This is a genomic window from Mesorhizobium sp. YC-39 (assembly GCF_025753795.1).
Classification (GTDB): Bacteria; Pseudomonadota; Alphaproteobacteria; order Rhizobiales; family Rhizobiaceae; genus Mesorhizobium.
This window is the reverse complement of the sequence record NZ_JAOWPS010000002.1, coordinates 460,407-478,933: the sequence shown is the minus strand read 5'-3', so window position 1 is coordinate 478,933 and position 18,527 is coordinate 460,407. Positions and strand designations below refer to the sequence as shown.

17 protein-coding genes are annotated in these 18,527 nt (G+C 62.7%); 7 read left to right on the top strand and 10 right to left on the bottom strand.

The genetic code is table 11. The features are described from left to right. The first annotated feature begins 96 nt into the window (after positions 1 to 96). From OHD62_RS11645 to OHD62_RS11630, 4 genes are all read left to right on the top strand, one after another. Positions 97 to 1,203, top strand: a complete 1,107-nt coding sequence (locus OHD62_RS11645; RefSeq protein WP_263782842.1) for an ABC transporter substrate-binding protein — start codon at positions 97 to 99, stop codon at positions 1,201 to 1,203. Positions 1,204 to 1,369: 166 nt separating this feature from the next. Continuing rightward, on the top strand, positions 1,370 to 2,284 hold the full coding sequence (locus OHD62_RS11640) for an ABC transporter permease (RefSeq protein ID WP_263782841.1): 915 nt from the start codon (positions 1,370 to 1,372) through the stop codon (positions 2,282 to 2,284). Next, positions 2,281 to 3,072 (top strand): ABC transporter permease, encoded by a 792-nt coding sequence (locus tag OHD62_RS11635; RefSeq protein WP_263782840.1) that lies wholly within the window; start codon positions 2,281 to 2,283, stop codon positions 3,070 to 3,072. Before OHD62_RS11640 ends, OHD62_RS11635 begins: the two co-directional genes overlap by 4 nt. An 11-nt stretch (positions 3,073 to 3,083) precedes the next feature. Then, positions 3,084 to 4,148, top strand: coding sequence for an ABC transporter ATP-binding protein (locus OHD62_RS11630; RefSeq protein ID WP_263782839.1), 1,065 nt, complete (start codon positions 3,084 to 3,086; stop codon positions 4,146 to 4,148). 25 nt (positions 4,149 to 4,173) lie between these two features. Here OHD62_RS11630 and OHD62_RS11625 read toward each other — a convergent pair whose 3' ends face one another. After that, positions 4,174 to 4,803, bottom strand: a complete 630-nt coding sequence (locus tag OHD62_RS11625; RefSeq protein WP_263782838.1) for a glutathione S-transferase family protein — start codon at positions 4,801 to 4,803, stop codon at positions 4,174 to 4,176. Between the two features lie 125 nt (positions 4,804 to 4,928). Here OHD62_RS11625 and OHD62_RS11620 point away from each other — a divergent pair, with 125 nt between their 5' ends. The 3 genes from OHD62_RS11620 (at position 4,929) to OHD62_RS11610 (ending at position 8,359) form a co-directional block, all read left to right on the top strand. After that, complete coding sequence (locus tag OHD62_RS11620) at positions 4,929 to 6,479, top strand: cation:proton antiporter (protein ID WP_263782837.1); 1,551 nt, start codon at positions 4,929 to 4,931, stop codon at positions 6,477 to 6,479. A gap of 115 nt (positions 6,480 to 6,594) precedes the next feature. Beyond that, positions 6,595 to 7,506 carry an endonuclease/exonuclease/phosphatase family protein gene (locus OHD62_RS11615; protein ID WP_263782836.1) on the top strand — a complete coding sequence of 304 codons (912 nt, stop codon included), beginning with the start codon at positions 6,595 to 6,597 and terminating at the stop codon, positions 7,504 to 7,506. A gap of 7 nt (positions 7,507 to 7,513) precedes the next feature. Further along, on the top strand, positions 7,514 to 8,359 hold the full coding sequence (locus OHD62_RS11610; protein WP_263782835.1) for an EamA family transporter: 846 nt from the start codon (positions 7,514 to 7,516) through the stop codon (positions 8,357 to 8,359). 12 nt (positions 8,360 to 8,371) lie between these two features. Here the strand turns inward: OHD62_RS11610 and OHD62_RS11605 are convergent, their stop codons facing one another. The 9 genes from OHD62_RS11605 to OHD62_RS11565 form a co-directional block, all read right to left on the bottom strand. Beyond that, positions 8,372 to 9,589, bottom strand: coding sequence for an MFS transporter (locus OHD62_RS11605; RefSeq protein WP_263782833.1), 1,218 nt, complete (start codon positions 9,587 to 9,589; stop codon positions 8,372 to 8,374). 90 nt (positions 9,590 to 9,679) lie between these two features. Then, positions 9,680 to 9,997, bottom strand: a complete 318-nt coding sequence (locus tag OHD62_RS11600; RefSeq protein ID WP_263782832.1) for a Dabb family protein — start codon at positions 9,995 to 9,997, stop codon at positions 9,680 to 9,682. 82 nt (positions 9,998 to 10,079) lie between these two features. Then, positions 10,080 to 11,738, bottom strand: a complete 1,659-nt coding sequence (locus OHD62_RS11595) for a GMC family oxidoreductase (protein WP_263782831.1) — start codon at positions 11,736 to 11,738, stop codon at positions 10,080 to 10,082. Between the two features lie 12 nt (positions 11,739 to 11,750). Beyond that, positions 11,751 to 12,512 (bottom strand): 3-ketoacyl-ACP reductase, encoded by a 762-nt coding sequence (locus tag OHD62_RS11590; protein ID WP_263782830.1) that lies wholly within the window; start codon positions 12,510 to 12,512, stop codon positions 11,751 to 11,753. Beyond that, positions 12,509 to 14,014, bottom strand: coding sequence for a GMC oxidoreductase (locus tag OHD62_RS11585; protein ID WP_263782829.1), 1,506 nt, complete (start codon positions 14,012 to 14,014; stop codon positions 12,509 to 12,511). Before OHD62_RS11585 ends, OHD62_RS11590 begins: the two co-directional genes overlap by 4 nt. A gap of 4 nt (positions 14,015 to 14,018) precedes the next feature. Further along, entirely contained in the window at positions 14,019 to 15,134 is a 1,116-nt protein-coding gene (locus OHD62_RS11580) for an ABC transporter ATP-binding protein (RefSeq protein WP_263782828.1), read from the bottom strand. Between the two features lie 4 nt (positions 15,135 to 15,138). After that, complete coding sequence (locus OHD62_RS11575) at positions 15,139 to 16,083, bottom strand: carbohydrate ABC transporter permease (protein ID WP_263782827.1); 945 nt, start codon at positions 16,081 to 16,083, stop codon at positions 15,139 to 15,141. Continuing rightward, positions 16,080 to 17,039, bottom strand: a complete 960-nt coding sequence (locus OHD62_RS11570; protein WP_263782826.1) for a carbohydrate ABC transporter permease — start codon at positions 17,037 to 17,039, stop codon at positions 16,080 to 16,082. Before OHD62_RS11570 ends, OHD62_RS11575 begins: the two co-directional genes overlap by 4 nt. 176 nt (positions 17,040 to 17,215) lie before the next feature. Further along, on the bottom strand, positions 17,216 to 18,469 hold the full coding sequence (locus OHD62_RS11565) for an ABC transporter substrate-binding protein (RefSeq protein WP_263782825.1): 1,254 nt from the start codon (positions 18,467 to 18,469) through the stop codon (positions 17,216 to 17,218). Between the last annotated feature and the right edge of the window lie 58 nt (positions 18,470 to 18,527).

The window sequence follows — 18,527 nt, the reverse complement described above, 5'->3', positions numbered from 1 at the left end:
CAGGGCATCGCTTTCACACAGCTTTCATCTGGCTGTCACACGAAAACGATACCGCATCGCAGGCGTCCAACGGCGTCAGTTCAACGGAGAGAACACATGTTCAATTTCACGGGGAGACTGCTTTCCCTTTCGGCCGCGGCGCTGCTTGCGTCGACGGTGATTTCGTCCGCCGATGCGATGGACGATCTCGTCAAGGCCGCGAAAGCAGAGGGTCAGCTTACCACGATCGCGCTGCCGCATGACTGGTGCGGCTATGGCGACGTCATCGCCGGCTTCAAGGCGAAGTATCCGGAAATCACCATCAACGAGCTCAACCCCGATGCCGGCTCCGGCGACGAGATCGAGGCGATCAAGGCTAACAAGGACAACAAGGGCCCGCAGGCGCCTGACGTCATTGACGTCGGCCTCTCCTTCGGTCCGTCCGCCAAGGCCGACGGCCTGATCCAGCCCTACAAGGTCTCGACCTGGGACTCGATCCCCGACAGCGCCAAGGATGCCGAGGGCTACTGGACCGGCGACTATTACGGCGTGCTCGCCTTCGAAGTGAACAAGGATCTGGTCAAGGAAGCGCCCGCCGACTGGGCTGATCTGCTGAAGCCGGAATTCGCGAACTCGGTCGCTCTCGCCGGTGATCCGCGCGCCTCGAACCAGGCCATCCAGGCTGTCTACGCCGCCGGCCTTTCTGGCGGAGCGGCTGCCGGTGAAGCCGCCGGCACCGCTGGTCTCGACTTCTTCAAGAAGCTCAACGCCGCCGGCAATTTCGTGCCGGTCATCGGCAAGTCCGCGACGCTGGCTCAGGGCCAGACACCCATCCTGGTCACTTGGGACTACAATGCGCTTGCCGGCCGCGACACCCTGAAAGGCAACCCGCCGGTCGACGTCGTCGTGCCGAAGACCGGTGTCGTCGCCGGTGTCTACGTGCAGGCGATCAGCGCCTACGCGCCGCACCCGAACGCCGCCAAGCTCTGGCTGGAATATCTCTATTCCGACGAAGGCCAGATCGGCTGGCTGAAGGGCTATTGCCACCCGATCCGCTTTAACGATCTCGCCAAGAACGGCAAGCTCCCAGCGGACGTGATGGCGAAGATGCCGCCGGCCGAGTCCTATGCGGCCGCGGTGTTTCCGACGCTCGATGAGCAGGGCAAGGCCAAGGAAGCCATCACCAAGAACTGGGACGCCGTCGTCGGCGCCAACGTCAAGTAAGTTGCGAAATCAATCCGGGCGGCCGCAGGGTCGCCCGGATTTCCACTAGAGTGACGTGCGTCCACTTGGACACACAAAGTACGCTCTAGAACTCAAATGTTCGCATCGTGCTTTCCGAAAATCGAATTCGATTTTCGGGCCGATGCGATAAGACGGTAGCCGGCGTATGACCGATCTCTCGCTTTCCAATCAGACCATGGCGGGGAAAGCCGCGCCTCCCGCCGAAGTGCGTAGCCTCAGGCTACCGACGCAATGGCTCGGTGTTGCGCCATTCTTCATCTTCGCCATCATGTTCCTGATCCTGCCGACGCTTTATCTGATGCTCGGTGCATTCCAGAACGATGCCGGCGAGTTCACGCTCGAGAACATCGCGGCATTGGCGCAACCCTCCATCGTTGCTGCCTACTGGATCTCGATCAAGGTCAGCCTTGCCTCGGCGCTAATCGGCGCATTTGCCGGCCTAGCGATTGCCATTGCCATCGTGCGGGGCGGCCTGCCGAATTGGATACGCTCCGCGACGCTGACCTTCTCCGGTGTGGCCTCCAATTTCGCCGGCGTGCCGCTGGCCTTCGCCTTCCTCGCCACGCTCGGCCGCCTCGGCCTCGCGACGGTGATCCTGAATACCGTGTTCGGCCTCAACATCTACGCGCACGGCTTCAACATCCTGTCGTTCTGGGGCCTGACGCTGACCTATGTCTATTTCCAGATTCCGCTAATGGTGGTCATCATCACGCCGGCGATAGATGGGCTGAAGAAGGAATGGGGTGAAGCCGCCGCTACCCTGGGCGCCACCACCGCGCAATACTGGCGCATGGTCGTCATTCCGGTGATCTGGCCGAGTTTTCTCGGCACCGTCATCCTGCTGTTTGCCAATGCGTTCGGCGCCATCGCCACCGCTTATGCGCTGACCGGCTCGTCGCTCAATATCGTGCCGATCCTGCTCTACGCACAGATCCGCGGTGACGTGCTGCACAACGCGCATCTCGGCTATGCGATCGCCTTTGGCATGATCGTCATCACTGGCCTCGCCAACGTCTTCTACATCTGGTTCCGGACCCGGTCCGAAAGGTGGCTCAAATGAAGGGCGGCAGATTCTGGGCCTGGGTCGTCTTCATCCTCGGCGCGGCCTATTTCTTCATTCCGCTGATAGCGACAGTGGAATTCTCCATGCGCATGCGGCGCGGCGCCTATTCTTTCGACGCCTACCAGATCGTGCTGGGCGACCCCCGCTTCCAGGCGACTTTCATGTACTCGGTGATCGCCGCCATCTTCACCATCATTCTCGGCGTGCTGATCGTGGTGCCCGCCGCCTATTGGATCCGGCTTCGGCTGCCGCAGATCAGACCGATCGTCGAGTTCATCACGCTCCTGCCATTGGTCATTCCGGCCATCGTCATCGTCTTCGGCTACATCAGAATGTATGGTTCGAACTCGCCGCTGCCGTTCCTGGGCAGCGATACGGGCACCAATGCGCTGTTGGTGATCGGCTATGCGACACTGGCACTGCCTTACATGTACCGGGCGGTCGACACCGGTCTTCGCACGATCGACGTGCGCACACTGACGGAAGCAGCGCAGATTCTCGGCGCCGGCTGGGGAACAATTATCACCCGCGTCATCCTGCCCAATGTGCTGATCGCGGTGCTGTCGGGGGCGTTCCTGACTTTCGCGATCGTCATTGGCGAGTTTACCATGGCAAGCCTGCTCAACCGGCCGGCCTTCGGTCCCTACCTGCAGAATATCGGCGCCAACCGCGCCTATGAGCCGGCAGCGCTTGCCATCATCGCCTTTGTCATCACCTGGGGCTGCATGTCGCTGATCCAGATCCTGTCCCGCTTCGCGCCGCGATCGGCGAACCGCCCGAACTGAAAGTCAAAGCCATGGCCGACCCGTTCCTCTCCATCCAGCATGTGCGAAAATCCTTCGGCGCTACCACTGTGGTGCAGGACTTCAACCTCGATGTGGAACCGGGAGAATTCGTCTCCTTTCTAGGACCGTCGGGTTGCGGCAAGACGACGGTGCTGCGCATGGTCGCCGGCTTCGAGGAGCCCTCCGCCGGCAAGATCGTCGTGGCCGGCAAGGACATCACAAGGCTGAAGCCCAACCAGCGCAATGTCGGCATGGTGTTCCAGGCCTATGCGCTGTTTCCGAACCTGACGGTGGCGCAGAATATCGCCTTCGGGCTGAAGGTCGCCGGCATGCCCAAGGCCGATGCCGACAGGCGCGTCGCCGAGATGCTCGACATCATCAAGTTGCCGCAGATGGGTGACCGCTACCCTTACCAGCTCTCGGGCGGCCAGCAGCAGCGCATCGCGCTGGCGCGCGCGATCGCACCGAAGCCGAAGCTGCTTTTGCTCGACGAGCCGTTGTCGGCGCTCGACGCCAAGGTGCGGGTGTCGCTGCGCGAGGAAATCCGTTCGATCCAGAAGAAGCTCGGCATCACCACCATCTTCGTGACGCATGATCAGGAAGAGGCTCTGTCGATCTCGGACCGTATTGCCGTGATGTATGGCGGCAAGGCCGAGCAGGTCGGCACGCCGTTCGAGATCTACAACCGTCCTGCGACCAAATTCGTCGCCAATTTCGTCGGCACGCTGAACGTGCTCGAAGGCAAGGTCACCGATGCCGCGTCCGGCAAGGTGCAAGTCAACACGCAGGAAGTCTCGCTCAAGGGCAAGCTCAACGGTTCGAAATCCGGCGATACGCTGTCGTTGGCGCTGCGGCCGGAAGCGATTTCGCTCGGCCGCCAGCCCGGCCGTGATTCGAGCCTTTCGGGTGAAATCTCCGAGGTGCATTTCCTCGGCTCGGTGATCCGCGTGCGCGTCGGCATCGGCGGCAACACGGTGTCGCTCGACACGTTCAACAGCCCGGCGACACCGCCGCCCGCCGTTGGCGAAAAGGCCGAAATTTCGTTCTCCTCAGGCGACATGCTGGTGCTGCACTGAAGGTCGCGTGGCTTGAGCTGCAGCGTCAAGCCGGCGGGATGAATGGTTGCGAGATTGCCTGAAAGACCGGCAAGGCCTCCATCCGTTCGGCATGGGCGCTGAGCGCCGGGAAGTCGGCCAGTGAAACCAGTTCGGGATGCGCTTCGCCAAGGAAGCGCAGCACGGCGGCAACTGCGATGTCGGCATGGCCGATCCGATCGCCGCCGAACCAGTAGGTTTCAGACCTTGTGCTGCGATCGGCTTCCAGCGCAGCCATGGCTCCCCGTATCTGCTTGCGGCAGCGTTCGACCCAGAGGTCTGAGACTGTCTCGTGCAGCAGCCTCTCGTAGAACAGGCTGACTGCCTTGTCGCCGAGCCCGGTCGCCAAAGCGGCGATCTTCAGCGCCTGATGGCGCGCCGGCTCCGTGGTTGGAAACATCCTGCGATCGGCTGAGACGAGGCTGTCCAGATAGTCCAGCATGACGTGGCTCTCGATCAGCACCTCGCCATCGTCCAGCACCAGGGTTGGCACGCGCGTCAGCGGATTGTAGGGCCGGATCTTGTCCGCATCGCTGAAAGTCGACCAAGGACGATGCGCATATGGCAGGCCGTAGAGCGTCAGCGCGATGCCGACGCGGCGAACAAAAGGCGAGTCATACTGGCCAATGAGGATCATGACCGTATCTGTACCCGAAGACCTGTCCGGCGCATACGGCCAGGCATCCCGTGCCTGCTGGACAATCAACAGCATCTTGCCGCTTTGCCACTGCCAACAATCGCGTTTCGTCGCTACGATGAGACATGGCGCTTTTCGAACTAACCCTTGTCCTGCTTTTGATCGCCGTTGCGCTGACGGCGCTGTCGCGACGGCTGGAGATACCTTATCCTTCGCTGCTGGCCTTGGCCGGGGTTGGGATCGCCTTTGTGCCCGGCGCACCGACTATCGAGATCGATCCGGAACTGGCGCTTGCTCTGTTCATCGCGCCGGTGCTTCTCGATGCCGCCTATGACACCTCGCTGCGCGACCTGAAGCGCTACCGGCTGTCGCTGGCACTGCTGGCGCTTGGCGCCGTTGTCTTCACCACTGTGGTGGTTGCCTTCGTCGGCTGGAAGATGGCGGGTCTGCCGATCGCGGCGGCGATCGCGCTCGGCGCCATCGTCGCACCGCCGGACGCGGTGGCGGCGAGCGCCGTGCTCGGTCAGTTCAAGGTGCCGCACCGCATTACCGCCATCCTGCAGGGTGAGAGCCTGCTCAACGATGCCACTGCGCTGCTGATCTACCGGATCGCGGTTTCGGCTGCCATCGGCTCGGTCATGCTGAAGGACGCAGTGCCCGTAATCCTGCTGTCAACGGTTGGCAGCGTTGCCGCCGGCTACCTGTTCGGGCGCTTCTCGCTGCTGACGCTCACGCGGATCGAGGATGCGGCAAGCAGCACGGTGGTGCAGTTTGCCGGAACCTTTGCTGTCTGGATCATTGCCGACAGGCTTGGCCTCTCAGCCATCATCACCATCGTCGTCTATGCCATCACCATCGCGCGCAGGGCGCCCCGCCGCATGTCGGCCAGAAGGCGCGTCAGCACCTATTCGGTCTGGGAGTCGGCGGTGTTCGTACTCAACGTGCTGGCCTTCGTGCTGATGGGCCTGCAGGCCCGGTCGATTGTCGGCCGGCTCTCCGGCGAAGGGCAAGGCGATGCATTTCTCTTCGCCGTAACGGTGCTGGTCGCCGTCGTTGTGGCGCGCCTCGTCTGGGTGACGAGTTACGTTGCGATCATAAGATGGTTTGCCCGCTTCGACGGCGAGGACAAAAGGCGGGATATGCCGACATTTGGCGGTGCCGTGCTCGTCGGCTGGTGCGGCATGCGGGGGCTGGTGACGCTGGTGGTGGCCATTGCACTGCCGGCCGGCTTCCCCGGCCGCGATCCGATCGTGCTTGCCGCCTTCGCCGTCGTGCTCGGCACGCTGGTGCTGCAAGGCATGACACTGAAGCCGCTGCTGCGCCTGCTCAACTTCGATCCGGACACGACAGTCGATCGCGAAGTGGCACAGGCGCGTGTCGCCATCATGCAGGCCGCGCTTGACGTGTTGAGCCGCAAGACGTCGGCAGCGGCCGCTGTGGTGCGCGAGCAGTATGAGGCTCAGCGCATAGTCGCGGAAAACCCGGAGGACGCACAGGCGGCGACCGAATACGACCAGCTGCGCCTCTATGCCATCAACCGCCAGCGCGACGCTTTGGAAGAACTGCGCCGTAACGGGACGATCGGCGACGAAGCCTATCACCGGTTGGAGGAGGAGATCGACTGGTCGGAACTGGCGGCATCGCCGGCGGGGCGGTTCCAGCCGCTGACGACCTAGGTTCTCAACAACCTATTAGCGCAGCGGTAGTTGGCCTACTCTTGGTGCCGCTGCGGTCCATTGCGAGGTGTTCGTTGAACCGCTACTGCCATCACGAAATTGAGCCGGATAAACAATGAAGCTGGTCAGCTACAACATCCAGTATGGTTTCGGCAGCGATGGCCGCTACGACCTCGCGCGCTGTGCCGAGGTGGTTGCCGGTGCCGACATCATCGCCTTGCAGGAGGTGGAGCGCCACTGGCAGCGCACAAATTTCGCCGACCAGCCGGCGCTCCTTTCCGAACTGCTGCCCGGGTACTACTGGGTCTATGGTCCGGCCTTCGACATGGATGCCAGCGAACGGCGCGACGGCCGCATCGTCAACCGGCGGCGGCAATTCGGCACGATGATCCTGTCGAAGCTGCCGATCGTCTGGTCGCGCCTGCATACGCTGCCGATGCAGCGCACGCTGCGCCCGCTCAACACTCGCAACGCCGCGCTTGAATGCATGATCCGCACACCTGCCGGCCCGGTGCGTTTTTTCTCGCTGCATCTGGCGCACATCGCTTCCGAGGAGCGGCTGGAGCAGATCGACTATCTGCTTGCCGAGCACCGCCGTGCGCCGTCCGAGGGCGGTCCGTGGAGCGGTGCGGATGACGAGCCCGCGCGCAACTGGAGCAATGGCGAGCTGGAGCCGGAGAACCCGCTGGCGGCGATCTGGATGGGCGATTTCAACATGGAGCCGGACAGCGCCGAATACCGGCGTATCGTCGGCGGTACGCCCTATCACCGGGGTGCGGCCTATCTCGACGGTTTCGTCGGTGCCGCCGCTGTTGCCGCCGAGCCGGCGATGGATTTCCACACCCATGTGAAGACCATCGACGGCAGGCTGGCAAAGCGCCGCCTCGATCATTGTTTCGTCGGCGGGATGTTTGCGGATCGCGTGCGCTCGGTCAGTGCCGATATCGGCGAAATCGCCTCGGACCATTTTCCCCTGCGTGTCGACATCGACCTGGAAACGCCGCTGGCAATGGCCGGCGGCGGATGAGCCTGAAATGACGCTCTTCGTCTTCTTCGCGGTGCTTGCCGCCGCCGCCATGCACGCGATCTGGAACGCGCTGGTCAAGGTCCATCTCGACCGCTTCCTGTCGATCACGCTGATGACACTCGGTATGGGCGCGGCAGCACTGGTGGCACTGCCCTTTGTCGAGTTCCCAAGGGCGGAAGTGTGGCCCTACATCATCGCCTCGGTGATCTTCCACATGGGCTACAGGACGTTCCTGATCGGCGCGTACAAGGCCGGCGATTTCGCCCAGACCTATCCGCTGGCGCGCGGTACCGCACCGCTGCTGACTGCCCTGGGCGGCATTGTGGTGGTTGCCGAGCTTCCGGCGCCGCTGGCCATCATCGGCATCGTTCTTCTGTCGGCCGGCACGCTGGTGCTGTCGTTTCGCGGCGGCGCGCATCTGGAGCGCCTGAACCTGCGCGCCGTCGGCTTTGCGCTGGGCACATCGATCTTCATCGCCAGCTATACGCTGTCCGACGGCAGCGGCGCGCGACTGGCCGCGACGGCCTCAAGCTATGCGGCATGGTTGTTCGTCTGCGATGCGCTGTGGGCGCTGGTGCTGTGCGTTATTTTCCGCGGACCACAGGCGCTGCCGGTGCTGGCGCGCGACTGGAAGGCGGGCGCGTATACCGGCGTGCTCAGCGGTGCTGCCTACTGGATCGTGATGTGGGCGATGACCAAGGCGCCGATCGCCTCGGTGGCGTCGTTGCGCGAGACATCGATTCTGTTCGCCATGATGATCTCGGTGTTCGCGCTGGGCGAGAAGATGACGGCATGGCGCGGTGCCGCCGTGCTCAGCATCGTCGCCGGCGTTGTTGCGCTCAGGCTGGGTTAGTCGCCTGATTCCTCAACTGAGCACCGTCATCACCTGGCCGCGCCTTTCAGGGCTGAAGCGGATGACGACGATGATACAGACGGCGACCACGCCGGCGAAAAGCGCCAACGCGTAGCCGTAGCTGCCACCCGGACCTTCGGCGATGCCTGCCTGATAGGGACCGCCATAGGACGCCGCAAGATTGCCGGCCTGGTAAATGAAGCCCGGCAAGGTCGCACGCACCGCGCCCGGCGAAAGCTCGTTGAGGTGGACCGGGATGACGCCCCATGCACCCTGGACCGCGACCTGCATGACGAAGGCGCCGATGGCGAGCATGAAAGGCGTGGTGCTGTAGGCCCATAACGGAATCGACGGTAAGGCGATCAGGCAAGCGATGGTGATGGCATTGACGCGGCCGATCTTCTCGGAAAGCGCACCGAACGCCAGGCCGCCGACGATGGCGCCGATGTTGGCGACAATGGTGATCCAGCTCACCGTATGAGGGTCAAAACCGTGCTGCTTCTTCAGGAAAGTTGGATAGAGATCCTGCGTGCCATGGCTGAAGAAATTGAAGAACATCATCAGCACGACGGCATAAAGGGCGACGCCCCAGTGCTTTTGAAGCGTCTCGATGAGCCCCGGTCTGGTTGTCTTTCGCGCGTCGACGAAGGCAGGCGATTCCGGCACATGCGAGCGGATGAAAAGGACGATCAGCGCCGGCACGAAGCTGAGCAGGAACATGGCGCGCCAGCCGATAGTGTAGCCACCGATCGTGTGTTGATAGAGCAGGCCATAAACCACAGCCGCCAGCAGGTAGCCGGCCGGATAGCCGCATTGCAGGATCCCCGAAACCATGCCGCGGGCGCTTGGCGGAATGGACTCCATGGCCAGCGAGCTACCGAGCCCCCATTCGCCGCCCATGGCGATGCCGAATAAGGCACGCAGCGCCAGGAATATACCAAGATTGGGCGAGAAGGCGGCCAACGCGCCGATCACCGAATAGCTGACGATGTTGAGCATGAGGATGGGCTTGCGCCCATATTTGTCGGCAAGCATGCCGAAGAAGAATGCGCCGATGAAGCGCGTCGCCAGGGTCAGGAACAGCGCCTTGGAGACCGCCGGTACGTCGGTCCGAAACTCAGCTGCAATATCGGTGAGCAGGAATGTTAGAAGGAAGAAATCGAAGGCGTCGAGCGTCCAGCCCAGAAACGACGCCAGGACGGTTTTCCTCTGCTGCGAATTGAGGTTCAAGGCGTTGCTCCTTTGCCACCCGGAGGCACGATATGTCGCCCGGTTTGCAAAAGAGAACGGCCTGTCAGCCGGTTTTCGATAAACCGGCGGTCACTTTTCCGTAAGATCGAGATCGAACACCATCAGCCCATCGGTGCCGCCTTCGAGCGCCGCGACCAGTCGTGCGCCGGCCCGCTGATGCGCTTCGTGCACGAGATAGGCATCGCGTGCTGCGGTGTCGCGAAAGTCGATGGTGAAGCCGTGGCCGAAACCCCGTGCGAACGGCTCGGGGCTGACATTGGCGCTGAACTCGACCTCGGCCATGCCTGAGATCACCGACTGCAGCGCTTCGAGGTCGGCATGGATCGCCGCGCGCTCGGCGTCGGAAACGTCGTTGCGGAATTTGACGAAAACACAATGCCTGATCATTTTCTACTCCCTACGCTGCGCAGCGCATGACCCCGAAAACCGGAATCGGTTTTCGGAAAGGATCATGCGCAAAATCAAAGTGCTACAGCGTCCTTTGCGCGTCCATAGGACGCGCGGCGCTGTAGTTGCCTGAGAAGACCGCCGGCGGCAGCGGCTCGCGGCCAAGAACCAGATCGGCGCCCTTTTCGCCGACCATGATGGTCGGCGCATTGGTGTTGGAGGAGGGGATGCGCGGCATCACCGAGGCGTCGCAGACCCGCAAGCCCTCGATGCCGCGCAACCTGAGGTCGGGCGTCACCACGGCCATATCGTCGTGGCCCATGCGGCAGGTGCCGACAGGATGGTGATCGGTCTTGGAACTGCGGCAGGCATAGTCGAACAACTCGTCGCCGCTCTGCAGGCCAGGGCCCGGCAGCACTTCGCGCAGCACGTAAGGGGCAAGCGCCTTCTGCCGCATGATCTCGCGCGCCAGCCTTAGCCCCTTGATCGACATGTCGCGGTCGTAAGGGTCCGACCAGTAGTTCGGGTCGATCAGTGGGTGGTCGGCCGGGTCGGCGCTTTTCAGCCGCACCGTGCCGCGCGAGCGCGGGCGCAGGAAGGCCGAGTTCAATGTCACGCCGGGATTCCTCAGCTTCTCGACGCCGGCCTCGATGCCGGAGCCGAGGCCGAGATGGAACTGGATGTCGGGCGAGGCGGCGGTGGGGTCGGCGTACCAGAAGCCGCCGGTCTCGAACAGGCTGGACGCCACCGGTCCCTTCTTCAGCAGCAGATATTGCAGGCCGGCCCAGGCGGTCCGGTGCAGCTTGGCGTAGTTGTCGTAGGTGTGGTCGCCGGTGCATTCGGCGATGACGAACAGGTCTAGATGGTCCTGCATGTTGGAGCCGATGCCGGGCAGGTCATGGACCGGTACGACGCCGACCGACTTCAGGTGATCGGCCGGGCCGATGCCTGATTGCATCAGCAGCTTCGGCGAACCGATGGCGCCGGACGAGACGATCACTTCGCGCTCGGCACGCAGGATTTTCTTCTCGCCGCCCGGCCTGTCGACGATCTCGACGCCGATGGCGCGGCCTTTCTCGACGACGATACGCGTCACCAGCACGTCGGTCCTGACCGTCAGGTTCTTGCGTTCGCGGATCGGCTTGAGATAGGCAACAGAGGCCGAGGAACGCCTCGCATCCTTCTGGGTCAGTTGGTAGTAGCCAACGCCTTCCTGGCTGGCGCCGTTGAAGTCGGGATTGAAGGGGATGCCCATCTCCTGTCCGGCGCGGAAATAGGCCTCGCAGATCGGCAGCGGCGCAATCGGGTTGGAAACGCCGAGCGGCCCCTGGTCGCCATGAAAATCGTTGGCGTAACGCTGGTTGTTCTCGGCCCGCTTGAAATAGGGCAGCACGTCGCGATAGCTCCAGCCGGCAAGGCCCTCGTCCTTCTCCCAGGCGTCGTAGTCGCGGGCATTGCCGCGCGTGTAGATCTGGGCATTGATGGAAGAGCCGCCGCCGATCACCTTGGCCTGCGTGTACCAGAAGACGCGGTCCTTCATGTGCTTTTGCGGCACGGTCGACCAGCCCCAGGAGGCGATGCCCTTGGTCATCTTGGCAAAACCGGCCGGCATATGGATCAGCGGATGCCAGTCCTTGCCGCCGGCCTCGAGCAGCAGCACGGAGTTCGACGGCTCCTCGCTCAGCCGGTTGGCGAGAACGCAACCGGCCGGGCCGGCGCCAACGATGATGTAGTCGGTCATGGCGTCACCTGTTCACAGCCTCGGCACGGACAGCGCGCCGTCGACATTGATGATCGATCCAGTCGAAAAGCCGAATTTCCCGCTGGCGAGTGCCGCGACCACTGCGCCGACATCGGAAGCCTCGCCCCAGCGCCTGGCCGGCACCAGCCCGTCATCGATCAGCGCGTCATATTTGGCGGTGACACCGGCGGTCATGTCGGTGCGGATGATGCCGGGCCGCACTTCGAATACGCCGATGTTTTCGGGTGCGAGCCTGAGCGCCAGGTTCTTCACCCACATCGAAAGCCCGGCCTTGGAAGTGCAGTAGTCGGACCGTTCCGGCGAAGCCATTTCGGCGCTGACCGAGGTGACGGTGATGATCGATTTCGCATGATCGCTTGACGTGGCAAGCATTGCCTTGGCGACGGCCTGGCTGAGGAAGACGGTGCCGCGCAGATTGATGCTCAGCGTGCGGTCGAAATTCTCTGGCTTCAGCTCCAGCAGGTCGCCGCGCACGGCCGCGCCGACGCCGGCATTGTTGACCAGGCAGTCGATGCGGCCGAAGGCGCGCATGGCGGCACCGACAAGCGTTGCGTGATCCGAAAGGTTGGCAATATCACAGCGATGGTAGCCGAACGCTGCACCACGCGTTGTGATGTTCTCTATAAGCCGTTTGGCGGGGTCGTCGGCAAGATCGGCGGCCATGATGTCGAAGCCGGCATCTGCGAGCGCCTCGGCGCAGGCCAGCCCAATGCCGCGCGCGCCGCCGGTGACGATGGCCGCCGGGCGGGTCATGCGACAAGCTCCGTCTTGCGGATATGGTCGGCGACGCGCAGTGCTTGCGCGGCGATCGACAAGGCCGGGTTCACAGCGGCCGAGTTCGGCAGAAAGCTGCCGTCGACGACGAACAAGTTTTTATGGTCGAACGAGCGGCAGAACGGATCGAGCGGCGACGTCGCCGGATCGTCGCCCATCTTCACCGTGCCGCACTGGTGCGAAGGCGTGCGCTTGTCGAAGGCGCGAGAGAGCACGATCGGGTAACCGCAGGCGCGAAAATTCTGGCGCATCTCCTTGGTCAGCCCGTCGAGCGACTGCATGTTGGAGCGCCGCCATTGCATGACGATGTCCTTGCCGTCGACCATGATGCGGCTTTCCGGATCGGGCAGGTCCTCGCACATCAAGTACCAGTCGACGGCATGGCCGGCCATGAAATCGAGCGCGAATTTGGGTGCGAATTTGACATTGGCCTTGAGGATGTTGCCGTCGATCTTGCCGAGAAGCTGGACGTTGCCGAGCGGCTTGCCGCCCTTGCCGTCGGACAGATAATAGTCGTTCAGCATCAGCGTCTTCTGGTAGACGGCATCGTTCCTGCGGCGTGGATCGATCGCCAGCATGGCGCTCGAATTGTGGTTCATGAAGTTACGGCCGACCTGGTCGGAACGGTTGGCGAGGCCCTTGCCGTTGTTGGGCGAGGGCGAGCGCAACAGGATGACAGCGGAATTGACCGCGCCGGCCGAAAGGATAACCAGCTTCGGCGATACTTTCTTCAGCGCTCCACTCTGGCGGTAGTGAACGGCGGCAACGTTCTTGCCGTCCGCCGAGGCTTCGAGATACTCGACATAGGCGCCGGTCTTGAGCCGGATATTGGTGTCTGTCAGCGCCGCCGTGAGTGGTCCGGACTGTGCGTCGATCTTGCCCGTGCCGGTGTTGGGGAAAGCATCCCAGCCCGTCTTGCCGTCCTTCAGCCAGGTATCGATGTCAACGCCGAGCGGCAGCGAGGCCGGATGCAGGCCAAGGCCTTTCAGTTCGGCGCGGGCACGTGCGATCGGTGCCTCGTCGGGCACCGGCTTGAACGCATAGGGGATCGAATGGAACGGCTCGGTCGGGTCCTCGCCGAGCGCGCCGCGCACGCGAAACAATTGCTCGGCTTTCGAATACCAGGGTTCGAACTCATCATAGGAAAACGGCCAGGCCGGCGAGACGCCGCCGAAATGCTCCATGGCGGAGAAATCTTCACGGCGGTAGCGGATCAGTACCGCGCCATAGAACTTCGAATTGCCGCCGACATAGTAATAATTGCCGGGGTTGAAGGCGGCACCGCCGGCCTCGCGCCACATCTCCTTAGGCCGGTAATGGCCGTCGACGAAGATGGCGCGGGTGTCGCGTGTATGCGGTGTCGCCGCCAGCGGCTCGCCGCGCTCCAGCATCAGGATCGAGGCACCGCTGCCGGCAAGGCCGGAGGCGATCGTGGCGCCGCCGATGCCGGAGCCGATGATGACGATGTCCGGGTTGCTCATGGCGCTAAAGGATGCGGTTCTCGGTCGCCGGATCGAAGAACACCGCCTTGGTCAGGTTGAAGGCGAGCGGTGTCACCGTTCCCGGCTGGATCTTGGCGTCGGCGCGCAGCCGCGCCACCACGGCCTTGCCGCCGAGATTGGTGACGGCGAAAGTGTCGGAACCGGCCGGCTCGATCACCTCGATATGGCAATCAGCGGTGGCGATGTTGGAGGCGTTGCGCTCGGCCCCTTCGGGATCGGTGAGCGCTTCGGGGCGGACACCGAAGATGACCGGCTTGCCTTGGAACGCCGAGAGGCCCGCCGGTGGATTGGCGAGCGGCAGCGAGATCGGCTCGCGCCCGTCGCGCTGCAGCACCACCGACAGCCCGCTGCCATTGCCGCCGATCGTCACCGGCACCAGGTTCATCGCTGGCGAGCCCATGAAGTCGGCGACGAAGATGTTGGTCGGGTTGTTGTAGATCTCGGCCGGCGTGCCGAACTGCTGCACCTCGCCATCGCGCATCACCGCGATCTTGGTGGCCAGCGTCATCGCCTCGATCTGGTCATGGGTGACATAGACGATCGTAGTGCCGGTGGTCGCGTGCAGGCGCTTGATCTCGATGCGCATGTCGACGCGCAGCTTAGCGTCGAGATTGGACAAAGGTTCGTCGAACAGAAACAGTTTGGGATCGCGCACCAGCGCCCGGCCCATGGCGACGCGCTGGCGCTGGCCGCCGGAAAGCTGGCTCGGCTTGCGCTGCAAGAGGTGGCCGATCTGCAGCACCTTTGCCACCTTGTCGATCGCCTTCTGGCGTTCGGCGGCCGGCACGCCGCGCATCTCCATGCCAAAGGCGATGTTTCCGGCCACTGTCATGTTCGGATAGAGCGCATAGCTCTGGAACACCATGGCGATGTCGCGCTTCGACGGATGCAGATTGTTGATCGTGCGTCCATCGACGCGGATTTCACCTTCGGTGATGGTTTCCAGTCCGGCGATGGTGTTGAGCAAGGTCGACTTGCCGCAGCCGGACGGACCGACCAGTACGAGGAAGCCGCCCTTTTCGAGATCGACGTCGATGCCTTTGAGAATCTCGACCGTCCCGAAACGCTTCTTCAGCCCATCAATTTCAAGAAAAGCCATCAGATTATCCTTTGACCGCACCGGCCATCAGCCCGCGCACGAAGTAGCGGCCGGCAACGACATAGACGAGAAGGGTGGGGAGTGCGGCGATCATCGCGGCCGCCATGTTGACGTTGTATTCGACGACGCCGGTCGAGGTGTTGACGACGTTGTTCAGCGCCACCGTCATCGGCATAGAGTCGCCAGTGCCGGCATAGGCGGAGGCGAACAGGAAGTCGTTCCAGATGTTGGTGAACTGGTAGATCACGGTGACGACAAAGATCGGCATCGAGTTCGGCAGCATGATGCGCCGGAAGATCTGGAAGAAGGAGGCGCCGTCGACCTGCGCCGCCTTGATCAGTTCGGTCGGGAAGGCTTCGTAATAGTTGCGGAAGAACAGCGTGGTGAAGCCGAGCCCGTAAACGACGTGGACGAAGACGAGGTTGACCGTCGGATTGCCCAACCCGAACGAGAAGCCCGTTGCGTTCTGCAGCGTCACGCCGAAGCGGCCGAGACTGCCAAGGATCGTCGCCATCGGCAATAGCACCGACTGGAACGGGATGAAGCAGGCAAACAGCATCAGCCCGAACACCAGCGTGTGGCCGCGGAAGCGCCATTTGGTCAGGACGTAGCCATTGAGCGCGCCGAGCAGCGTCGAGATCAGCACCGCCGGAACCACCATCTTGATAGAGTTCCAGAAATAGCCCTTGATGCCGGCGCAGGTCAGGCCGACGCAGGTCTCGCCCCAAGCCTTGAACCACGGTTCCAGGGTTGGCGCTCGCGGCAGCGCCAGCATGTTGCCGTTCTGGATTTCGTCCATGGTCTTGAACGAGGTCACCAGCATGACGAAGAGCGGCATCAGGTAGAACAGCGCGAACAGCGCCAGCAGCCCGTAGATGACGATGCGGTTCAGGGTTTTGGCGCCGGTGCCGCCAATATCCTGGCGAACGGGCGTGGTGACGACGCTCATCGCGGCTTCTCCCTGAGCTCGGAATAGAGATAGGGGACGATGATCGCGGTGATGGTCATCAGCATGATCACAGCGCTGGCCGAGCCGACGGCCATCTCGTTGCGCTTGAAAGTGTATTCATACATGAAGTTGGACGGCAGCCAGGCCGAGCCGCCCGGGCCACCGCTGGTGAGTGCTACGACCAGATCATAGGACTTGATAGCAAGGTGCGCGAGCACGATGAATGCCGAGAGGAACACTGGCCTAAGCAACGGGATGACGATGCGGCGGTACAGCTGGAAAGTGGTGGCGCCATCGATCTGCGCCGCCTTCATGATCTCGCCGTCGATGCCGCGCAGGCCGGCCAGGAACATCGCCATGATGAAGCCGGAGGCCTGCCAGACGCCGGCGATGACCACAGTGTAGATGACGAAATCCTTGTTCTTGATCCAGTCGAAATGGAAGCTCGTCCAGCCCCATTGATGCAACGTCTGCTCAAGGCCGAGACCGGGGTCGAGGAACCATTTCCAGGCAACGCCGGTGACGATGAAGGACAGCGCCATCGGGTAGAGATAGATCGGCCTCAGCATGCCTTCGCCGCGGATCTTCTGGTCGAGCAGGATCGCCAGGAACAGGCCGAGCGCCAGGCAGATGAAGATGTAGAGAAAGCCGAAGATGCCCATGTTGGTGATCGAGGTGTACCAGCTCGACGGCGGATCGCTCTCGAAGGTCCAGCGCCACAGCCGCTGATAGGCGCGCGGCCCGGTGATGGCATAGGACGGGAAGGTCTTGGAATTGGTGAAGGACAGATAGATCGTCCATAGGATGAAGCCGTAGACGAAGACGATGGTGGCGGCGAAGCTCGGTGCCAGCACGATCTTTGGCAAGGCGTCCTGCAGGCGCGAGCGTACCGAGGCGCTTGGGCGGGTCTCATGCTCCGGCGTCAGCGTCATACTGGTTTCAGCAACAGTGCTCATCGGTTCATCCCATATCGTGCGCCTGCCCAGACCAGGGGGAAGGACAGGATAGCGCAAGCGGAGCCCTGGGATTGCGGATGGCCCGGCACACAGGCGTGCAGGCCAGGACAGCCGCCACCATGCCCCAAGGGCGGCCTTCCCCGCTGGCGGGGAAGGCCTGTTATGTGGCGCGTGCCTTACTTGGCGTCGTCGATCGCCTTGACCAATTCGGTCACGGCTTCGTCCGAGGTCTTGATCTGGCCGTGGACGAACTTCGAGACGACATCCTTGTAAGCATTGGCAACTGCCGGAGGGGCGCCATAGCCCTGGGCCAGCGAGCCAAAAAGCGTGCCGCCTTCATTGGCGGCCTTCAGGTCGGCCATGCCTTTCTTGCCGCAAGCGTCGAAGTCGGTATCAGGCACGTCGGTACGAGCCGGAACCGAACCCTTGACGACGTTGAAGGCCGACTGGAAGCTCTTCGACAAAGTGGCGGTGGCAAGTGCTACCTGGGCGGCCTTGCGGTCGTCCGGAACGTTGAACATGCCGAACATGTCGGAGTTGTAGATCACGCTGCCATCGGTGCCGGGGAAGCGATAGCACAGGAAGTCGGTGCCCGGGGCCTTCTTGGCGGCATTGAATTCGCCCTTGGCCCAGTCGCCCATGACCTGCACCAGTGCATCGCCCTTGATGACCATGGCGGTGGCGAGGTTCCAGTCGCGGCCCGAGAAATTCGGGTCGACATAGGTGACGAGCTTGGCGAGGTTGTCGAACGACTTCTTCATCGTGTCGGACTTCAGCGCTTCCTCGTCGAGGTCGTTGAAGGCCTTTTTGTAGAACTCAGGTCCGCCGGTCGACAGCACAACCGAGTCGAACATGGTGGCTTCCTGCCAGTTCTGACCGCCGAGAGCGAGCGGGATGACGCCAGCCGCCTTGGCCTTGTCGAGCAGGGCCACGAAATCGTCGAAGGTCTTCGGCTCGGTACCGCCGATCTTGTCCATCACGGCCTTGTTGATCCACAGCCAGTTGACCGAGTGGACGTTGACCGGAGCCGCGACCCACTTGCCGTCATAGACCGAGAATTTCTGCAGGGCGGCCGGAACGGACTTGTCCCAGCCTTCCTTTACCGCCGTCTCGGTCAGATCGCCCATGACGCCGGCTGCGGCATAGTCGAGCACGGTGTAGCCGAGCATCTGCGATGCGGTCGGATAATTGCCGGCCGCGACCATCGCCTTCAGCGCGGTCATGGCGGCGTCGCCGCCGCCACCGGCCACCGGCACGTCCTTCCAGGCATAGCCTTCCTTGGACAGATCCTCCTTGAGCACGTTGAGGGCAGCGGCTTCGCCGCCCGACGTCCACCAGTGCAGCATCTGCACTTCCTTGACGTCCTCGGCATGGGCGGCGAATGCAAGGCCCGATGCGAGAGCCGTTCCGATAAGCAGTTTGCGCAACATGTACTTCCTCCCTTGTTGCTTACATATAACCGGCGGATGCCCGCCGGGTACTTCCCAA